General features: G+C 73.0%; 13 protein-coding genes. 10 read left to right on the forward strand and 3 right to left on the reverse strand.

Annotated elements, in window-relative coordinates; genetic code table 11:
* Positions 1–59: 59 nt before the first annotated feature.
* The 5 genes from AC07C1_RS17440 to AC07C1_RS17460 all read left to right on the forward strand — a co-directional run bounded on the left by AC07C1_RS17440 (position 60) and on the right by AC07C1_RS17460 (position 9,925).
* Positions 60–3,518, forward strand: coding sequence for an ATP-dependent helicase (locus AC07C1_RS17440; protein WP_478939860.1), 3,459 nt, complete (start codon positions 60–62; stop codon positions 3,516–3,518).
* A 114-nt stretch (positions 3,519–3,632) separates the two neighbouring features.
* Complete coding sequence (locus tag AC07C1_RS17445) at positions 3,633–7,217, forward strand: UvrD-helicase domain-containing protein (protein WP_478939861.1); 3,585 nt, start codon at positions 3,633–3,635, stop codon at positions 7,215–7,217.
* Between the two features lie 76 nt (positions 7,218–7,293).
* Positions 7,294–8,697, forward strand: coding sequence for a dipeptidase (locus AC07C1_RS17450; protein ID WP_478939863.1), 1,404 nt, complete (start codon positions 7,294–7,296; stop codon positions 8,695–8,697).
* Positions 8,698–8,844: 147 nt separating this feature from the next.
* Positions 8,845–9,789, forward strand: a complete 945-nt coding sequence (gene nudC / locus AC07C1_RS17455) for an NAD(+) diphosphatase (protein ID WP_478939864.1) — start codon at positions 8,845–8,847, stop codon at positions 9,787–9,789.
* Positions 9,790–9,799: 10 nt separating this feature from the next.
* Positions 9,800–9,925 (forward strand): hypothetical protein, encoded by a 126-nt coding sequence (locus AC07C1_RS17460; RefSeq protein ID WP_478939865.1) that lies wholly within the window; start codon positions 9,800–9,802, stop codon positions 9,923–9,925.
* 351 nt (positions 9,926–10,276) lie between these two features.
* Here the strand turns inward: AC07C1_RS17460 and AC07C1_RS17465 are convergent, their stop codons facing one another.
* Positions 10,277–10,519: a mycoredoxin gene (locus AC07C1_RS17465; RefSeq protein ID WP_478939866.1), complete on the reverse strand. Its 243-nt coding sequence runs from the start codon at positions 10,517–10,519 to the stop codon at positions 10,277–10,279.
* A 184-nt stretch (positions 10,520–10,703) separates the two neighbouring features.
* Between AC07C1_RS17465 and AC07C1_RS17470 the strand changes: the two genes are divergently transcribed.
* The 5 genes from AC07C1_RS17470 (at position 10,704) to AC07C1_RS17490 (ending at position 14,625) form a co-directional block, all read left to right on the forward strand.
* Positions 10,704–12,926: an ATP-dependent DNA helicase UvrD2 gene (locus tag AC07C1_RS17470; protein WP_478939868.1), complete on the forward strand. Its 2,223-nt coding sequence runs from the start codon at positions 10,704–10,706 to the stop codon at positions 12,924–12,926.
* Between the two features lie 164 nt (positions 12,927–13,090).
* Positions 13,091–13,411 (forward strand): hypothetical protein, encoded by a 321-nt coding sequence (locus tag AC07C1_RS17475; protein WP_478939870.1) that lies wholly within the window; start codon positions 13,091–13,093, stop codon positions 13,409–13,411.
* A 174-nt stretch (positions 13,412–13,585) separates the two neighbouring features.
* On the forward strand, positions 13,586–13,954 hold the full coding sequence (locus AC07C1_RS17480; protein ID WP_103817702.1) for a WhiB family transcriptional regulator: 369 nt from the start codon (positions 13,586–13,588) through the stop codon (positions 13,952–13,954).
* A complete protein-coding gene (locus tag AC07C1_RS17485; protein ID WP_356941895.1) occupies positions 13,951–14,274 on the forward strand; it encodes a hypothetical protein in 324 nt (107 codons plus the stop codon). Before AC07C1_RS17480 ends, AC07C1_RS17485 begins: the two co-directional genes overlap by 4 nt.
* Before the next feature lie 138 nt (positions 14,275–14,412).
* On the forward strand, positions 14,413–14,625 hold the full coding sequence (locus tag AC07C1_RS17490) for a hypothetical protein (RefSeq protein ID WP_478939872.1): 213 nt from the start codon (positions 14,413–14,415) through the stop codon (positions 14,623–14,625).
* Positions 14,626–14,694: 69 nt separating this feature from the next.
* Here AC07C1_RS17490 and AC07C1_RS17495 read toward each other — a convergent pair whose 3' ends face one another.
* Positions 14,695–16,062 (reverse strand): ABC1 kinase family protein, encoded by a 1,368-nt coding sequence (locus AC07C1_RS17495; RefSeq protein ID WP_478939873.1) that lies wholly within the window; start codon positions 16,060–16,062, stop codon positions 14,695–14,697.
* Positions 16,055–17,269, reverse strand: coding sequence for a TOMM precursor leader peptide-binding protein (locus AC07C1_RS17500; RefSeq protein WP_478939875.1), 1,215 nt, complete (start codon positions 17,267–17,269; stop codon positions 16,055–16,057). The genes AC07C1_RS17495 and AC07C1_RS17500 overlap by 8 nt, the downstream gene beginning before the upstream one ends.
* Positions 17,270–17,407 lie beyond the last annotated feature (138 nt).

A 17,407-nucleotide genomic window follows, 5' to 3' on the forward strand; every position in this document is an offset into this window, starting at 1 on the left:
ACCGCCTCGCGCGCGTGACCGCCCGCCCACCAGCACAACCACCAGGACCGGCCAACCACGTGAGTTCCTCTTCCTCCACCAGGCGCCTGCCGCACCCCCGGGTGCGGCAGGGGAGCCGTGGCGCTTACCGACTGGTCCGTACCCCGCCGACCACCGTGGATCCCCCTCGTCTGGACGCTGCGCAGCGCGCCGTGGTTGACCACCGGTCCGGACCGCTGCTCGTCCTCGCGGGCCCGGGCACCGGCAAGACCACCACCCTGGTCGAGTCCGTGGCCGCGCGGATCGCCCGTGGCGGGGACCCGGAGCGGATCCTGGTGCTGACGTTCAGCCGCAAGGCCGCCGTCGACCTGCGCGACCGGATGGCCGTGCGCATGGGCGCCGCCCGCGCCCCCCGGGCGACCACGTTCCACTCGTACTGCTACGCACTGGTCCGCGCCCATCAGGACAGCGGCCTGTTCGCCGAGCCGCTGCGCCTGCTCTCCGGCCCCGAGCAGGACGTCACCGTCCGCGAACTGCTCGCCGGTCAGCCCGCGCTGGAACGGCTCGGGCTGACCCATGTGCGCTGGCCGGACGAGTTGCGTGCCTGCCTGACCACGCGTGGCTTCGCGGACGAGGTCCGCGCGGTCCTCGCCCGCAGCCGCGAGCTGGGCCTCGGCCCCGACGCCCTGGACGCCTTCGCCCGCCGCATCGGCCGCCCCGACTGGCGGGCAGCCGCCGGGTTCCTCGCCGAATACCTCGACGTCCTCGACCTGCAGGGCGTGATCGACTACGCCGAACTCGTCCACCGCGCGGTCCTGCTCGCCCACCGCTCCGAGGTGGCGGCACGGCTCGCCGCCCAGTACGACGCCGTGTACGTCGACGAGTACCAGGACACCGACCCCGCCCAGGTACGGCTCCTGCACGCGCTGGCCGGCGGCGGCCGCACCCTGGTCGCCTTCGGCGACCCCGACCAGTCGATCTACGCCTTCCGGGGCGCCGACGTCAACGGCATCCTCGACTTCCCGGCGGACTTCCCGCGCGCGGACGGCCGCCCCGCCCCCGTCGAGGTGCTGCGCACGTCCCGCCGCTCCGGCGCCGGCCTGCTGGCCGCGACCCGCCTGATCACCCAGCGCATGCCGCTGCCCAGGCTGCCCGCCGACAGGGTGCGTGCCCACCGTGAGCCGGCCGCCGTACGGGACGGCGGCCGCGTCGAGGTCTACACGTATCCGACGTCCGGTACGGAACTCGACAACATCGCGGACATCCTGCGCCGCGCGCACCTGGAGGACGGTGTCCCCTGGAGCGACATGGCCGTTCTGGTACGTGCCGGAGCCCGCGCCCTCCCGACCCTGCGCCGCGCCCTCACCTCGGCCGGTGTCCCGCTGGACATCGACGGTGACGACCTGCCCCTGCGGCACGAGCCGGCGGTGGCACCGCTGCTGGCGGCCCTGCGGGCGGTGGCCACGGCGGAGTCCCGGCGCCGGGAGGAGGAGCCCCCCGCGCCCTCCGCCGAAGACGTGGAGGCGGAACCGTCCGCTGAAGAGGTGGAGACCGAACCGTCCGCTGAAGCAGCGGAGGCCGAACCCTCGGCAGAAGACGCGGCGGCGGAACCGTCCGCCGGCGAAGCTGCGGCTGAGGACGTCGGAGAGCCGACGCCGGACACCTCCTGGCTCGACACCGAGACGGCCCTCACCCTGCTCGCCTCCCCCCTCGCCGGCATGGACACCGCCGACCTGCGCCGTCTGGGGCGGGCGCTGCGCGAGGAGGAGCGGGCCGCAGGCAACCCGCTGCCGCCCCCGTCCGACGCACTGCTCGCGCGTGCGCTCGCCGAGCCCGAGCGCCTGGCCGTGCACGACCCGGCCTACGCGCGCGGGGCGCAGCGCCTCGGCGCGCTGCTCCGCAAGGCCCGTGAACGCCTCGCCGGCGGCGGCACGGCCGAGGAGGCGCTGTGGGACCTGTGGGAGGGCACCCCCTGGCCCACGCGCCTGGAGCGGGCCGCCCGGCGCGGCGGCGCCGCCGGCCGTAACGCGGACCGGGACCTGGACGCCGTGTGCGCCCTGTTCGCCACCGCCGCGCGGGCCGAGGAACGCACCGGCGGCCGCGGCGCCCTGAACTTCCTGGCGGAGATCGAGGCCGAGGACATCGCCGCCGACACGCTCACGCGCCGCGCGGTACGCCCCGACGCCGTCCGCCTGATGACCGCGCACCGCTCCAAGGGCCTGGAGTGGCGGCTGGTCGTCGTCGCCGGCGTCCAGGAAGGGCTGTGGCCCGACCTGCGCCGCCGGGGCTCGCTGCTGGAGGCCGACCGCATCGGGCGCGACGGACTCGCCGAACCGCTCACCCCCGGCGCGCTGCTCGCGGAGGAGCGCCGCCTGTTCTACGTGGCCGCCACGCGCGCGCGTGAACGCCTCGTCGTCACCGCGGTGAAGGCACCTGCCGACGACGGTGACCAGCCCTCCCGGTTCCTGACGGAACTGGGCGTCGAGCCGAAGGACGTCACCGGGCGTCCCCGCCGCCCGCTGGCGGTCGCCGCGCTCGTCGCCGAGCTGCGCGCCACCACCGTCGACCCGCGCGCGTCGGCGGCCCTGCGCGAGGCCGCCGCCCGCCGCCTGGCCCGGCTCGCCGCGCTCGCCGACGAGGACGGCCGCCCGCTGGTGCCGTCCGCCCACCCCTACCGCTGGTGGGGCATGTTCGAGCCGACCGAGAGCAAGGTTCCGCTGCGCCACCGGGACCAGCCCGTGGTGCTCTCCGGCAGCGCCCTCGACCAGCTCGCCAACACCTGTTCGCTGCAGTGGTTCCTGGGCCGTGAGGTGAAGGCCGACGCGCCCGCCACCGCCGCGCAGGGCTTCGGGAACGTCGTCCACGTCCTCGCCGACGAGGTCGCCTCCGGCCGCACCCCGGCCGACCTCGACGTCCTCATGGAACGCCTGGACTCGGTGTGGAACGCGCTCGCCTTCGACGCGCCCTGGAAGTCGCAGCAGGAGAAGGACAACGCGCGCGTGGCGCTGGAACGCTTCCTGAACTGGCACGTCCTGGACCGCACCGGCCGCACCCCCGTGGTCAGCGAGCAGGACTTCGACGTCACCCTCGCAGCGGGCGACTACGAGATCCGCATCCGCGGCCAGATGGACCGCGTGGAGACAGACGGTGACGGCCGGGCCTACGTGGTCGACTTCAAGACCGGAAAACAGGCACCGAGCGCCGCGGAAGTGACCCGCCATCCCCAGCTGGCCGTCTACCAGCTGGCCGTCAGCGAAGGCGCCGTGGACGCGGCCTTCGACGGTGTGCGCCCCGAGCCGGGCGGTGCCGAACTGGTGCACCTCAGGCAGGGCGCCGCAAAGCGCGACGGAGGCGAGAGCCTGCCGAAGGTGCAGACCCAGGAGCCGCCGGCGGGGGAGTGGGTCGGCGAGCTGCTGGCCACCGCCGCCGGAAAGGTCCTCGACGAGCGGTTCACGCCGAGCACCGGGCAGCACTGCACGCACTGCGCGTTCCGCGCCTCGTGCAGCGCCCGTCCCGAGGGACGCCACGTGGTCGAGTGATACGCGGCCAGAGGGCGGTGACGTACGACACCCCACACGCTGACCTGCGTTTCTTCCGCCTCGGGCGGTCGATCCGTCCCCGACTGTCAGTGCCCGCCGCTAACCTTTCGCGACATGCCCGCCCGTATCACCGACCCCGAGCAGCTCAAGGAGCTCCTGGGCATCCCCTTCACCCCCGAGCAGACGGCCTGCATCATCGCGCCGCCCGCCCCGCAGGTGATCGTGGCCGGAGCCGGGTCGGGCAAGACCACCGTGATGGCGGCCCGCGTGGTCTGGCTGGTCGGCACCGGACAGGTCGCCCCCGAACAGGTCCTCGGCCTGACCTTCACCAACAAGGCCGCCGGTGAGCTGGCCGAACGCGTCCGCAAGGCGCTGATCAAGGCCGGCGTCACCGACCCCGATGTCATCGACCCGGACAACCCACCGGGCGAACCGGTCATCTCGACGTACCACGCCTTCGCCGGACGCCTGCTGACCGACCACGGTCTGCGCCTCGGCCTGGAGCCCACCTCACGCCTTCTGGCCGACGCCACCCGCTACCAGCTCGCCGCGCGCGTGCTGCGCGAGGCCCCCGGACCCTACCCGGCGCTGACCCGCTCCTTCGCCGACCTCGTCAGCGACCTGCTCACGCTGGACTCCGAACTCGCCGAACACCTCATCGACCCCGAGGAACTGCGCGCCTGGGACGCCGACCTGCTGCTCACCCTGGAGGGCGCCAAGCTCACCAACGCCGACCTGCGCAAGGTCCCCGACACGGCCGCCGCCCGCCAGGAACTCGCCGGCCTCGTGCAGCGCTACCGGGCCGCCAAACGCGAGCGGGACCTGCTCGACTTCGGCGACCAGATCGCCCTGTCCGCCCGCCTCGGCCGCGTTCCCGAGGTGGGGCGCCTGCTGCGTGAGGAGTTCCGCGTGGTGCTCCTCGACGAGTATCAGGACACATCGGTGGCCCAGCGGGTCCTGCTGGCGGGCTTGTTCGGCGGCGGCACCGGCCACCCGGTGACCGCCGTCGGAGACCCCTGCCAGGCCATCTACGGCTGGCGCGGCGCCTCCGTCGCCAACCTGGACGACTTCCCCGCACACTTCGCCCGCGCCGACGGCCGGCCCGCCACCCGGCAGGCGCTCAGCGAGAACCGGCGCAGCGGCGGCCGCCTCCTCGACCTCGCCAACGGCCTCGCCGAGCCCCTGCGCGCCATGCACGCGGGCGTGGAGGCCCTCCGCCCGGCCCCCGGCGCCGAACACGACGGCACGGTCCGTTGCGCCCTGCTCCGCACCCACGCGGAGGAGATCGACTGGATCGCCGACTCCCTCGCCCACCTTGTACACACCGGCACGGCCCCCGGCGAGATCGCCGTCCTGTGCCGCACCGCGACCGACTTCGCTGAGATCCAGGGCGCCCTCGTGGCCCGCGACATCCCCGTCGAAGTGGTCGGCCTGTCCGGGCTGCTGCACCTGCCGGAGATCGCCGACCTCGTCGCCGTCTGCGAGGTCCTGCAGGACCCCGGCGCCAACGCCTCCCTGGTGCGCCTGCTGACCGGACCGCGCTGGCGCATCGGCCCCCGCGACCTCGCCCTCCTCGGCCGCCGCGCCCGCCTGCTGGTCGCCCACGCGCGCGTGGGCGACGCCGACGACCCGGACCGCCGGCTCGCAGCGGCCGTCGAGGGGGTCGACCCGTCCGAGGTGATATCGCTCGCCGACGCCCTCGACACGTTCCTCGAAACGCCGGGGGGCGGGGATTTCGAGGAAGGTGCCGACGACGGACTGCCGTTCTCCCCGGACGCGCGCGTGCGCTTCGCCCGTCTCGCCGCCGAACTGCGCGACCTGCGCCGCTCCCTGTCCGACCCGCTGATGGACGTCCTGCACCGCGTCCTCACGGTCACCGGCCTGGAGGTGGAACTGTCGGCGTCCCCGCACGCGCTGGCCGCCCGCCGCCGCGAGACCCTGTCCAACTTCCTCGACGTCGCCGCGTCCTTCGCCGCCGGCGACGGTGAGGCCACCCTGCTCGCCTTCCTCGGCTTCCTGCGTACGGCCGCGCAGTACGAGAAGGGCCTCGACAACGCCCTGCCCGGCGGCGAGAACACCGTCAAGGTGCTCACCGCGCACAAGTCCAAGGGCCTGGAGTGGGACATCGTGGCCGTCCCCGGACTGGTCGAGGGCACCTTCCCCAGCGCTCAGGGCCGCGAGAAGTGGACGGCGCAGGCCAAGGTGCTGCCGCATGCCCTGCGCGGCGACACCGACACCCTGCCCGACGTCGACTCCTGGGACGCGCGCGGCATGAAGGCCTTCCACGAGGCCATGAAGGACCACCAGCGCACCGAGGAACTCCGCCTCGGCTACGTGACGTTCACCCGCCCCCGTTCCCTGCTGCTCGGTTCCGGCCACTGGTGGGGCCCCAGCCAGAAGAAGCCGCGCGGTCCCTCCGATTTCCTGCAGGCCCTGTACGACCACTGCGCCGCCGGGCACGGCGAGATCGAGGCCTGGGCGGAGGAGCCAGCCGAGGGCGAGGAGAACCCGGCCCTGCACACGGCCGCCGCCGACCAGGTGTGGCCGCTCCCGCTGGACGCCGCCGCCCTGGCCCGCCGGCGCGCGGCCGCCGACACGGTCCTCGCCCACCTCGACGCCCTCGCCGCGCGGCAGGACGGCCATCCGCCGGCCGCCCACGACCCCGGCGCCCTCGACGACCCGGACTGGCCCGCACCACCGGACGACGACTTCCACGAAGAGGAGCCGTACGAGGAAGACCTCCCCTACGACGAGGACGCCTACGACGAGAACGCCTACGGTGAGGAGCGCCGGTACGGGGACATCCTCGGCGAGGAGGGCCCGTATCAGGACACCCTCGCCGCGGAGCGCGCCCCCGGCAGGGAGGTCCCCACCCCGGACGATCCCGCCGGCTGGGACGCCTGGAGCGCCCACCGGCCTACGGTGCCCCACCAGGCACCCCCACCGCGGGAGCGTCCCCGGCCCGCCGAACCGCGGCCTCACACCGCACTCACCCCCGAGGAAGCCCGCACCATCGCCTCCTGGGACCGCGACCTCGACGCACTCACCGGAGAGCTGCTGCGCGCCCGGCAGACCGCGACCGACGTCCTCCTGCCCGCCACGCTCACCGCGTCCCAGCTGCTGCAGCTGGCCGAGGACCCGGACGGGCTCGCACAGGAACTCGCGCGCCCCATGCCGCGCCCCCCGCAACCGGCCGCGCGCCGAGGCACCCGGTTCCACGCTTGGGTCGAAGCCCGCTTCGAGGAGTTGACCCTGCCCCTGCTCGAACCGGACGAGCTGCCCGGCAGCGACGCCGACATCACCGACGAACGCGACCTGGAAGCCCTGAAGGAGGCCTTCGAACGCACCGAGTACGCCCGGCGCACCCCCTACCGGGTCGAGGCCCCCTTCCAGCTCACCCTCGCCGGCCGCGTCGTACGGGGCCGCATCGACGCCGTGTACAAGACCGGCGACGGCGACGGGGCGGCGTACGAGATCGTCGACTGGAAGACCAGCCGCACCCGCACCGCCGACCCGCTCCAGCTCGCCGTGTACCGGCTGGCCTGGGCCGAGCAGCAGGGGGTGCCCCCGGAGTCCGTCACGGCCGCCTTCCTGTACGTGCGCAGCGGCGAGGTCGTACACCCCGAAGGCCTGCCGGACCGGGAAGCGCTGGAGCGGCTGCTCACGGGCGAACCGGAGAGGACACGGGAGACGACCTGAATGTGGCACGGGAGACAACCTGGGTGTGACGAACCGCCCGCCGAGGATGTCGGTGCGGGCCGATAGGCTCGTGAGCATGAGCCAGATCCCGGACAGCGCCGTCCGTACGTACATCGAGCAGCATCGCGCCGCCTTCCTCGACGACCTCGCCGCTTGGCTGCGCATCCCCTCCGTGTCGGCCCAGCCCGACCACGCGCCCGATGTACGGCGCAGCGCCGACTGGCTCGCCGCCAAGCTCGAGGAGACCGGCTTCCCGACCGTCGAGGTCTGGCCGACCCCGGGCGCCCCGGCCGTCTTCGCCGAGTGGCCCGCGGGCGACCCCGAGGCACCCACCGTCCTCGTCTACGGCCACCACGACGTACAGCCCGCCGCCCGCGAGGACGGCTGGGACAGCGACCCCTTCGAGCCCGTCGTCCGGGACAACCGCCTCTACGCGCGGGGGGCGGCCGACGACAAGGGCCAGGTGTTCTTCCACACACTCGGCGTCCGCGCCCACCTCGCGGCCACCGGCCGCACCGCCCCCGCGGTCAACCTGAAGCTGCTGATCGAGGGCGAGGAGGAGTCCGGCTCCCCCCACTTCCGGGCCCTCGTGGAGGAGCGTGCGGAACGGCTCACGGCGGACGCCGTGATCGTCTCCGACACCGGCATGTGGTCCGAGGACACCCCCACCGTGTGCACCGGGATGCGCGGCCTCGCCGAGTGCGAGATCCGCCTGTACGGCCCCGCCCAGGACATCCACTCCGGCTCCTTCGGCGGTGCCGTACCCAACCCGGCCACCGCCGCCGCCCGCCTGGTCGCCGCCCTGCACGACGAGCACGCACGCGTGGCGGTCCCCGGCTTCTACGACGGCATCGTGGAGCTGACCGACCGGGAGCGCGAGCTGTTCGCCGAGCTGCCCTTCGACGAGGAACGCTGGCTGCGCACCGCCAAGTCCCACGCCACCCACGGCGAGGCCGGCCACACCACCCTGGAGCGCATCTGGGCCCGCCCGACCGCCGAGGTCAACGGCATCGGCGGCGGCTACCAGGGCCCCGGCAGCAAGACGATCATCCCGTCCTCGGCGATGGTGAAGCTGTCCTTCCGGCTGGTCGCCGGCCAGGACCCCGGCCTCATCGAGAAAGCCGTCCGCGCCTGGGCCGCCGAGCAGCTGCCCGCCGGAATCCGGTCCGAGATCGACTTCGGCTCGGCCACGCGCCCGTGTCTGACCCCGCTCGACCACCCCGCGCTGCAGTCCGTGGTCCGCGCCATGGGCCGCGCCTTCGAAGGACCGGTCCGCTTCACCCGCGAGGGCGGCTCCGGACCCGCCGCCGATCTTCAGGAAGTCCTCGGCGCCCCCGTGCTCTTCCTGGGCATATCCGTCCCCTCCGACGGCTGGCACGCCCCCGACGAGAAGGTCGAACTGGACCTCCTCCTCAAGGGCGTCGAGACCAGCGCCTACCTGTGGGGCGACCTGGCCGACACCTGGCGTCCCACGCCCTGACCGGCCGGCGCCGTACGAAGGGCACCGCGCGGGGCACACTGGAAGAGCCGCCCCGAACGCCCCGCCCCCGCCGGCCGGTGCCCTCCCGCCCTACGTCCTGCCGAACCGCCCGCCGAAACCGCTGCACTGGGGGAGTTGGAAGCACCCGTGACCACCTGGACCGACGACACAGCAGACCGACCCATCTCGCTGACCGCCCCGAGCGGCATCGACCGCGCCGCCCACCACCGGCTGGACGAGGCCTGGCTCGCGGCGGCGTGGAGCCACCCCACGACCCGCTGCTTCGTCGTCTCCGGCGGCCAGGTGCTCATCGACGAGACCCCGGACGGCCGGACCGAACTCGTCATGACACCGTCCTTCGAGGCCCCCCTCACCGAGGCGCACCGCTACTTCCTGGGCATCGACGAGGACGGCGTCAGCTACTTCGCGCTCCAGAAGGACGCACTGCCCGGCCGTATCGACCAGTCCGCCCGCCCGGCGGGCCTGCGCGAGGCCGGCCTGCTGCTGTCGCCACGCGACGCCGGGCTCATGGTGCACGCGGTGGGCCTGGAGAACTGGCAGCGCACCCACCGCTTCTGCTCCCGCTGCGGTGAGCGCACGGTCATCGCTTCCGCCGGCCACATTCGCCGCTGCCCGGCCTGCGGCGCCGAGCACTACCCGCGCACCGACCCGGCCGTGATCATGGCGGTGACCGACGTGGACGACCGCATCCTGCTCGGCCGCCAGGTCCACTGGCCCGAAGGCCGCTTCTCCACGCTCGCCGGCTTCGTGGAGCCCGGAGAGTCCATCGAGCAGACGGTGCGCCGAGAGGTCTACGAAGAGGCGGGCGTCACCGTCGGCCAGGTCGAGTACGTCGCCAGCCAGCCGTGGCCGTTCCCGTCCAGCCTGATGCTCGGCTTCATGGCCCGCGCCACCTCGACCGAGATCGAGGTCGACGGGGACGAGATCCACGAGGCCCGCTGGTTCTCCCGCGAGGAACTCCACGAGGCCTTCGAGTCCGGTGAGGTGCTGCCGCCCTACGGCATCTCCATCGCGGCCCGCCTGATCGAGATGTGGTACGGCAAGCCACTGCCGACGCGCAGCTTCGTCTGAGGCGTCCCGGGTGGCCGCTGACCCGTACTGGAACCACAACGTCCATTACCACCGGGCCGTGCTGGCCGCCGTACCTCGCGGCTGCCGCACGGCCCTGGACGTCGGCTGCGGAGACGGCCTCCTCACCCGCGCCTGATCGTCGTGGGGCCGGCGTACAACCAGACCCTGCTGGACTGGGTGATCGGCGGCTGCGGACTGCCCGCGAGCCGGCTGTACGCGCGCGTTCGGGGCGGCAAGCGCGACCCGGCCGGCATGCCCGTGGAGGACCCGCCCATGCACTGGGGCGAGGTGCGCGCGGCAGCCCGCCGACTGCTGCCCGGCTGCCGCTTCCGGCGCCGGTTGCTGTGGCGCTACCTCGTGGTGTGGGACAAGCCACACACCTGGGACGGAGACGAGCCGCACGCGCAGGACGCGGAAACAGCAGGGCGGCCCCTGATCTGTCAGGGGCCGCCCAGCTGTGCGATCACCGCGGCGAACCCGCGGAACGTCACGCGGCGAGCTTCTGCTTCACCTGGGCCAGCGACGGGTTCGTCAGCGTGGAGCCATCAGCGAAAAGCACGGTCGGGACCGTCTGGTTTCCGCCATTCGCCTTCTCCACGAATGCGGCGGACTCGGGGTCCTGCTCGATGTTGATCTCGGAGTAGGCGATGCCCTCCCGCTCCAGCTGGCTCTTCAGCCGCCGGCAGTAACCGCACCAAGTCGTGCTGTACATCGTCACAGTGCCCTGCATGTCTCTCGCGCTCCTCAGACAGCTCGGAAAGGTCGTCCAGGAGAAGAACGTAGGCGACCGGTACCCCATTCCCGCCGGGGGTATACGCGCCCCGGCTGTGACACCTGCCGCATTGGTACGACCGCGGATACCCGCCTGTGGACAACCGGCACGGCGGTCTCCGGCGACCTGGCAGCATTGCGGTGTGACAGCAGCAACGCACTCCACCCTCTTCCCGCAGGGCACCGGCGGTTCTTCCGGCTCGGCTCCGCCGAGTGGGGCCGACGCGGTGCTCGAGGGGCTCGACCCCGAGCAGCGCGAGGTGGCCACCGCCCTGCACGGGCCGGTGTGCGTGCTGGCCGGCGCGGGCACGGGCAAGACGCGAGCGATCACGCACCGCATCGCCTACGGGGTGCGCGCCGGGATCCTGCAGCCGTCCAGCGTGCTCGCCGTCACCTTCACCAACCGCGCCGCCGGAGAGATGCGCGGCCGGCTGCGCCAGCTCGGCGCCCACGGCGTCCAGGCCCGTACCTTCCACTCCGCGGCCCTGCGTCAGCTCCACTACTTCTGGCCCAAAGCGATCGGTGGCGGCATGCCACGGCTCGTCGACCGCAAGATCCAGCTCGTCGCCGACGCGGCCGCCGCCTGCGGCACCAGGCTCGACCGGGGCGAGCTGCGGGACGTCACCGCCGAGATCGAATGGTCCAAGGTCACCCAGACCGTTCCCGCCGACTACCCGTACGCGGCTGCGAAAGCCGGTCGCGAGGCCCCGCGTGACCCCGCGGAGATCGCCCACCTCTACGCGGCCTACGAGGACCTCAAGCGCGACCGCGCGGTGATCGACTTCGAGGACGTCCTGCTGCTGACCGTCGCCGTCCTCCAGGACCGTAACGACATCGCCGAACAGGTCCGCGCGCAGTACCAGCACTTCGTCGTCGACGAATACCAGGACGTCAGCCCCCTGCAGCAGCGGCTGCTGGAGCTGTGGCTCGGCGACCGCGACAGCCTCTGCGTCGTCGGTGACGCCAGCCAGACCATCTACTCGTTCACCGGAGCAACGCCCGACCACCTCCTCGACTTCCGTGCCCGGCATCCCGGCGCCACCGTCGTGAAGCTGGTCCGTGACTACCGCTCCACCCCCCAGGTCGTCCGCCTCGCCAACGGCCTGCTCGCCCAGGCCCGCGGCCGCGCCGCCGACCACCGGCTGGAACTGGTCTCCCAGCGCGCCCCGGGCCCCGAGCCCGGCTACACGGAGTACACCGACGAGCCCGCCGAGGCCGAGGGCGCCGCCCGCCGCATCCGCGAGCTGATCGACGCGGGCGTCCCGGCCGCCGAGATCGCCGTCCTGTTCCGTACGAACGCCCAGTCCGAGACCTACGAGCAGGCCCTCGCCGACGCCGGGGTCCCCTACCAGCTGCGCGGCGCCGAGCGTTTCTTCGACCGGCCCGAGGTGCGCAAGGCCGGCGTCGCCCTGCGCGGCGCGGCCCGCTTCGGCGGCAACGACTCCCTGCTGGACGGAACCGTGGACCTGCCCTCGCAGGTCCGCGCGGTGCTGTCCGGGGAGGGCTGGACCACCGAGCCCCCGGCCGGTTCAGGCGCCGTCAGAGAACGCTGGGAGTCCCTGGCCGCGCTGGTCAACCTCGCCCATGACCTAGCCGCCGCCAACCCGGGTGCCACCCTCGGCGACTTCGTGGCGGAGCTGGACGAGCGGGCGGGCGCCCAGCACGCCCCGACCGTCCAGGGCGTCACCCTCGCCTCCCTGCACGCCGCCAAGGGCCTGGAGTGGGACGCCGTCTTCCTGGTCGGCGTCGCCGAGGGCATGCTCCCCATCACCTATGCCAAGACCGATGAGCAGATCGAGGAGGAACGCCGGCTCCTCTACGTCGGCGTCACCCGCGCCCGGGAACGGCTCCACGTCTCCTGGGCGCTGTCCCGCTCACCCGGCGGCCGCCCCACCCGCCGGCCCAGCCGCTTCCTCGACGGCCTGCGCCCCGGCACCACCGCCACCGTCGGCCGCACCGGCTCCGGCGCCGGTGGAAGCGTCGAGCGCGGGATCGCCGGAGGCACCCTCGCCGCTCCCCGGCGCACCCAGCGCACCCCTGCCCGTTGCCGGGTCTGCGGCCGCACGCTGACCGACGCGGGCGAGATGAAGCTGATGCGCTGTGAGGACTGCCCCTCGGACATGGACGAAGGGCTGTACGAACGGCTCCGGGAGTGGCGGGCGGTCCAGGCCGAACGCAGCGGGCAGCCGGACTTCTGCGTCTTCACCGACCGGACCTTGATGGCCATCGCCGAGACGCGGCCCGAGAGCCCCGCCGAACTCTCCCGCATCCCCGGCGTCCTCAGCCGCAAGCTGCGCAGCTACGGACCCGACGTTCTGGCCATCTGCGCAGGCCAAGAACCTGGCCAGGACGACGAGAACGACTGATGCCAACTCGTCGAAAAAATAGTTTGCGCATGCCCCGGCAATCCCCATAGGTTCTAGGCACGGAAGCCGCGGCCTTCTCCAAGGCCCGGACTCCGTGATGTACTTGCATACCCGAGCGGGCTGGTTCACCCCAGTCCCTGAGACGCCGAGAGGAGGCGAGTCCAGTGATCAGCATCAACTTCAGCACCATCAGCACGGCCAAACTGACCGATCGCTCGACCGTCTCCACGTGCATGCTCGGCGCCTCGAACCAGGGCACCGGTGTGTCCGGCATTCGTGCCGTCCGTCCGGCGTCCTCCCTGTCTCTCGCGGGCCTTCCCGTCCGCCGGCGCAATGAGCGACCGACCAAGGCACTGGAAGCGGTAGCGGCACAGGCACATGCCTATGCCTTCGCGGCGGCCGGTGCCGGATTCCGGAAGCAGACGACGCAGCACCACCTGATGTGGGCCTTCCGTGGGCCAGAACCCTGGAGTGATCCAGCCTGATCGCCGATCAGGCCGGCGCCTTCAGGGCCGCGGAACCCCACCCGGGATCCGCGGCCCTTCTGTTTTCCCCGAACGGGGACGACGGAGCGAAGGGGCCTCGGGACAAGAAAAGAACCCGGTACCAAGCCGACACCCGGTCAACCGGCCGGACCGACCAGACGAGGAAGACCAACCGTGCAACTCGAAGCGCACGCCCCGTCCGTACCGCCTTCACAAACGATCCCCCCGCCCGGTCTCACGGAGGACTCCACCTTGACCCCCCTCACCGCGCTCACCGCGCTCGACGACGCCATCGAGAACCTCGGTGTACCCGTCCCCTGCCGCTCCTACGACCCGGAAGTCTTCTTCGCCGAGTCGCCCGCGGACGTCGAGTACGCCAAGTCCCTCTGCCGCACCTGCCCGCTGATGGAGGCCTGCCTCGCCGGCGCCAAGGAGCGGCGTGAGCCCTGGGGCGTCTGGGGTGGCGAGCTGTTCGTCCAGGGTGTCGTCGTCGCCCGGAAGCGGCCGCGTGGCCGCCCGCGGAAGAACCCGGTCACGGCATGAACACCGCAGGAACGATCGATCGCCCCCTCACGCACGACCCCAAGAAGCAGGCCCCGATGAAGCCGTCCACCAGCGAGCCCGCAGGCTCCGCGACCTCAGACTTCACCACCACCGGCGCCACCGAAGCGCGTCAGAACAGGAACCGAGAGATGCAACTCATGCAAGAAGCCCTGGCTCGTGCGCATATGCACGAGCGACTGCACGACGCCGTGCGCGAACGCCGGGCCATGCGCCTGGTGGTCGCCCAGCGGATGCAGCGCCGGGCCGAGCGTGCCTCGCTGCGCGCCCGCCGCGCGCTCGCCATGGCCGTCATGCAGTAACCATCACACCCGTGAAGCGGTGGTCTCCCGGCCCAGGGAGGCGAAGTCTTCCCCGCGGGGGCCGGTTCGGCCGAACGGACCGGCCCCCGCGGTGCGTTGCGCACGACGAGCCGCCGGTCGCGGGGTTATCGTCGCCGGGTGACGAGTCCTCCCGGTGACAGGGATCAGGGCGGCTGCACCCCAGAGCGCCGCCCTGCCGTCTGCGCCCGCTGCGGCACACCCGCCGACGGCCCCCGGCCGGCGACCTGGACCTGCTCCGTGGAGAACGGCATCCGCCAGTACTTCTGCGACACCTGTTCCAGGGAGAACCTGCGGGCGATCGAGGGCCGGCTGGACTCGTCCTGGTGGTGAGCCCCGGCTGTTGCGGCTGCTCGGAGCAGTAGGCCAGTGGCCTCTCGCACCGGTGCCGGTGACTGCCGGTCACGCGCCCGCCGGTTCCTCCTCGGGGGCGTCGTCCTCGGGCACGAAGCCCGGCAGCCACTCCTGCAGTTCCTCGCGCAGCCGTACCGTGGCGCCCAGCTGGCACAGCACTCCGATCGTGCTGAGGGTCACCCGGTGGATCAGCAGATAGGCGGGCGGCAGGTTGAGCCGCTTGCCCAGCTGATACGCGGGGGAGCGGGGGTCGGCGATGCGGGCGGCCTGGCTGCGCATCCAGGAGCGGGTGAAGGTGAACGCCTCGGCCCGGGCCGGCTCGATGATCGGCAGCAGGTAGTCCAGGACCGCGTCGGGGACCAGCTCTATGGACTCCTTCACGAACCCCTCCTCGCAGAGGAGTTCGTAGACCCTCTCGGCGTCGCCGTCCAGCGTCAACCGCAGCGAGACGCCGATCGGCAGGGGCAGTCCGCCGGGGAGCCGGTCGACCGTGCCGAAGTCCAGGACGCCCAGACGCCAGTCCTCCTCGCCGGCCGGCCCGCCCGGCAGCAGCCGGAAGTTCCCCGGATGGGGGTCGGCGTGCAGCAGGCCGGTGCGGGCCGGGCCCGAGAACAGGAAGCGGGCGAGCAGCTGGCCGGCCCGGTCGCGCTGCTCCTGGGTGCCGTCCGCGATGATCTCCGACAGCGGGATGCCGTCGATCCACTCGGTCACCAGGACCTGCTCGCACTGGTGCACCACCGCCGGGACCACCACGTCCGGGTCGTCCGCGAACTCCTCCGCGTGCACGCTCTGGGCCTGGGCCTCCAGCCCGTAGTCCAGTTCCTCGGAAACGCGGTCCTTCAGTTCCGTGATGAGTGGCTTGATGTCCATGCCCGGGATGAGCGGCCCCAGCAGCCGTGCGAAGCGGCTCAGTTGGCCGAGATCGGACAGCAGGGCCTCGCCGGCGCCCGGGTACTGCACCTTGACGGCCACCTCACGGCCGTCGTGCCACACCGCCCGGTGCACCTGGCCGATCGAGGCCGCGGCCGCCGGCTTGTCCTCGAACTCCTCGAACAGGTCGCGCCAATCCGGGCCCAGCCGCTCCTCCAGCACGGCGTGCACCGTGCGGGTCGGCATCGGCGGTGCCGCCTCCTGGAGCTTGGTCAGAGCCGCGCGGTAGGGGCCGGCGATCTCCTCGGGCAGCGCGGACTCGAAGACGGACATGGCCTGCCCGAACTTCATCGCGCCGCCCTTGAGCTCACCGAGCACCTTGAACAGCTGCTCCGCCGTACGCTGTTGCAGCTCCCGCCCGACGATCTCCGCGGACTCGCCCACGATCCGCTTGCCCAGCCCCCAGGTGGCCCGGCCGGCGAAGCCGAGCGGGAGCGCGGCGAGCTTGGCGGTCCGGGTGACCGCCTTGCGGGGAAGATCAGACATGCGCCCTCCAAGTCCCAGTCGGCCGCGCCGCGCCTGCCTCGCGTCGTCGCTGCGTCGACGGCCGTTGCACCGCCATTGTCGCGCGCCGCCGCCCGGCGGTTGAGGAGTGCTCCCCTTTAACTCTCTCCGCCGCACCGCATCCGCATGCAGGATGCGGCCGGACCGGTCGAGAATGCCAGTTCAGACCGGGTAGGGACACCTCCCAGCGGACCCCGGTGCCGGACGGTGTCCCGCCGTCGAGGAAGGCCAGGGCGTGTGCCGCGGCCAGTCCGGCGACCGCCGTGGCCAGCGTCAGATCACAGGCCCCGATCCGGCGGGCCCGGCCGGACCGCCACTGGGAGATCAGCCGGGGCCAGGCCGGGTCCCGGTCCGTGCGGTCCTCGTGCAGACAGCCCGCGCAGCTCGACTCACCGGGCAGGACGAGTGGGCCGACGACGCCCGTGCCCTCCACGACACCGGCGTACAGGTGGGGTGTGCCGGAGGCCATGAGCGGCTCGGCGGTGGACGGATCCGGTGCGTGCACGGCTACGTCGTCCCGTGGCGTGAGGATCACCAGGGAGAGCCCGGGGTCCTCGGCGCCGGAGCCGGGGGAGTGCGGGCGGCGGGGCGGGCGGTCCGGTGCCGCGCGGCGGACGGCGGCCCGCGCCGCCGCGTCCCGGCGCTCGCCGAGGGACTCGGTGGGCAGCCCGCCCGGTGCCACGTCCCAGGGCTCCACGCGGCCCACGTCGCGTACGTCGACCTCGCCGACTCCGGCGCCCGACAGCACCGACGCCAGCACGGCGCCGACCCGCCCGGCGCCCCGCACCTGCACCCGCAGTGCGCGGCGGGCGGCGAGCCGGGCGAGCGCGCCGCCCGGTTCGGAGGTGGTCAGGGTCAGCGACGCGAGGTCGGGGCGCAGCCGCTGCAGGACGTCCTGCTTCTCCCGCAGCGTGTCCGCGGCCGGCCCGCCGCCGCGCGCGTCGTCGACGAGGCCCGCGCGGGTCAGCCGTTCCACCAATGCGTCGACATGGCCGTCCGGCAGGTCCATGCGGCGGCCCTCCTGGCGCAGCAGTGGCAGTCCCCGGGTGCCGTTGAGCAGTTCCAGGAAGCTGCCCGTCGCCGTGTCCATCGGGCCCAGCGTCAGCGCGTGCGCCGGGGTCATCCCGAACTGCACGGTGTTGAGATCACGCCAGCCGCGCCGCAGCGCCGGCTTCACCATCGGATGCATGCCTGGCCCTCGTATCCGTTGAAGCATCCCGGAACGTCCTGTCGCCGACGGAGACGGTCCGCTCCGCCGACGCCTGCCAGCATGCCCGGCCCGTGCGCCGGATGCCCAAGGTTGTCCACAGGCAGGGGATGTTTGTCA

This window comes from Streptomyces sp. NPDC045022, from assembly GCF_056432605.1.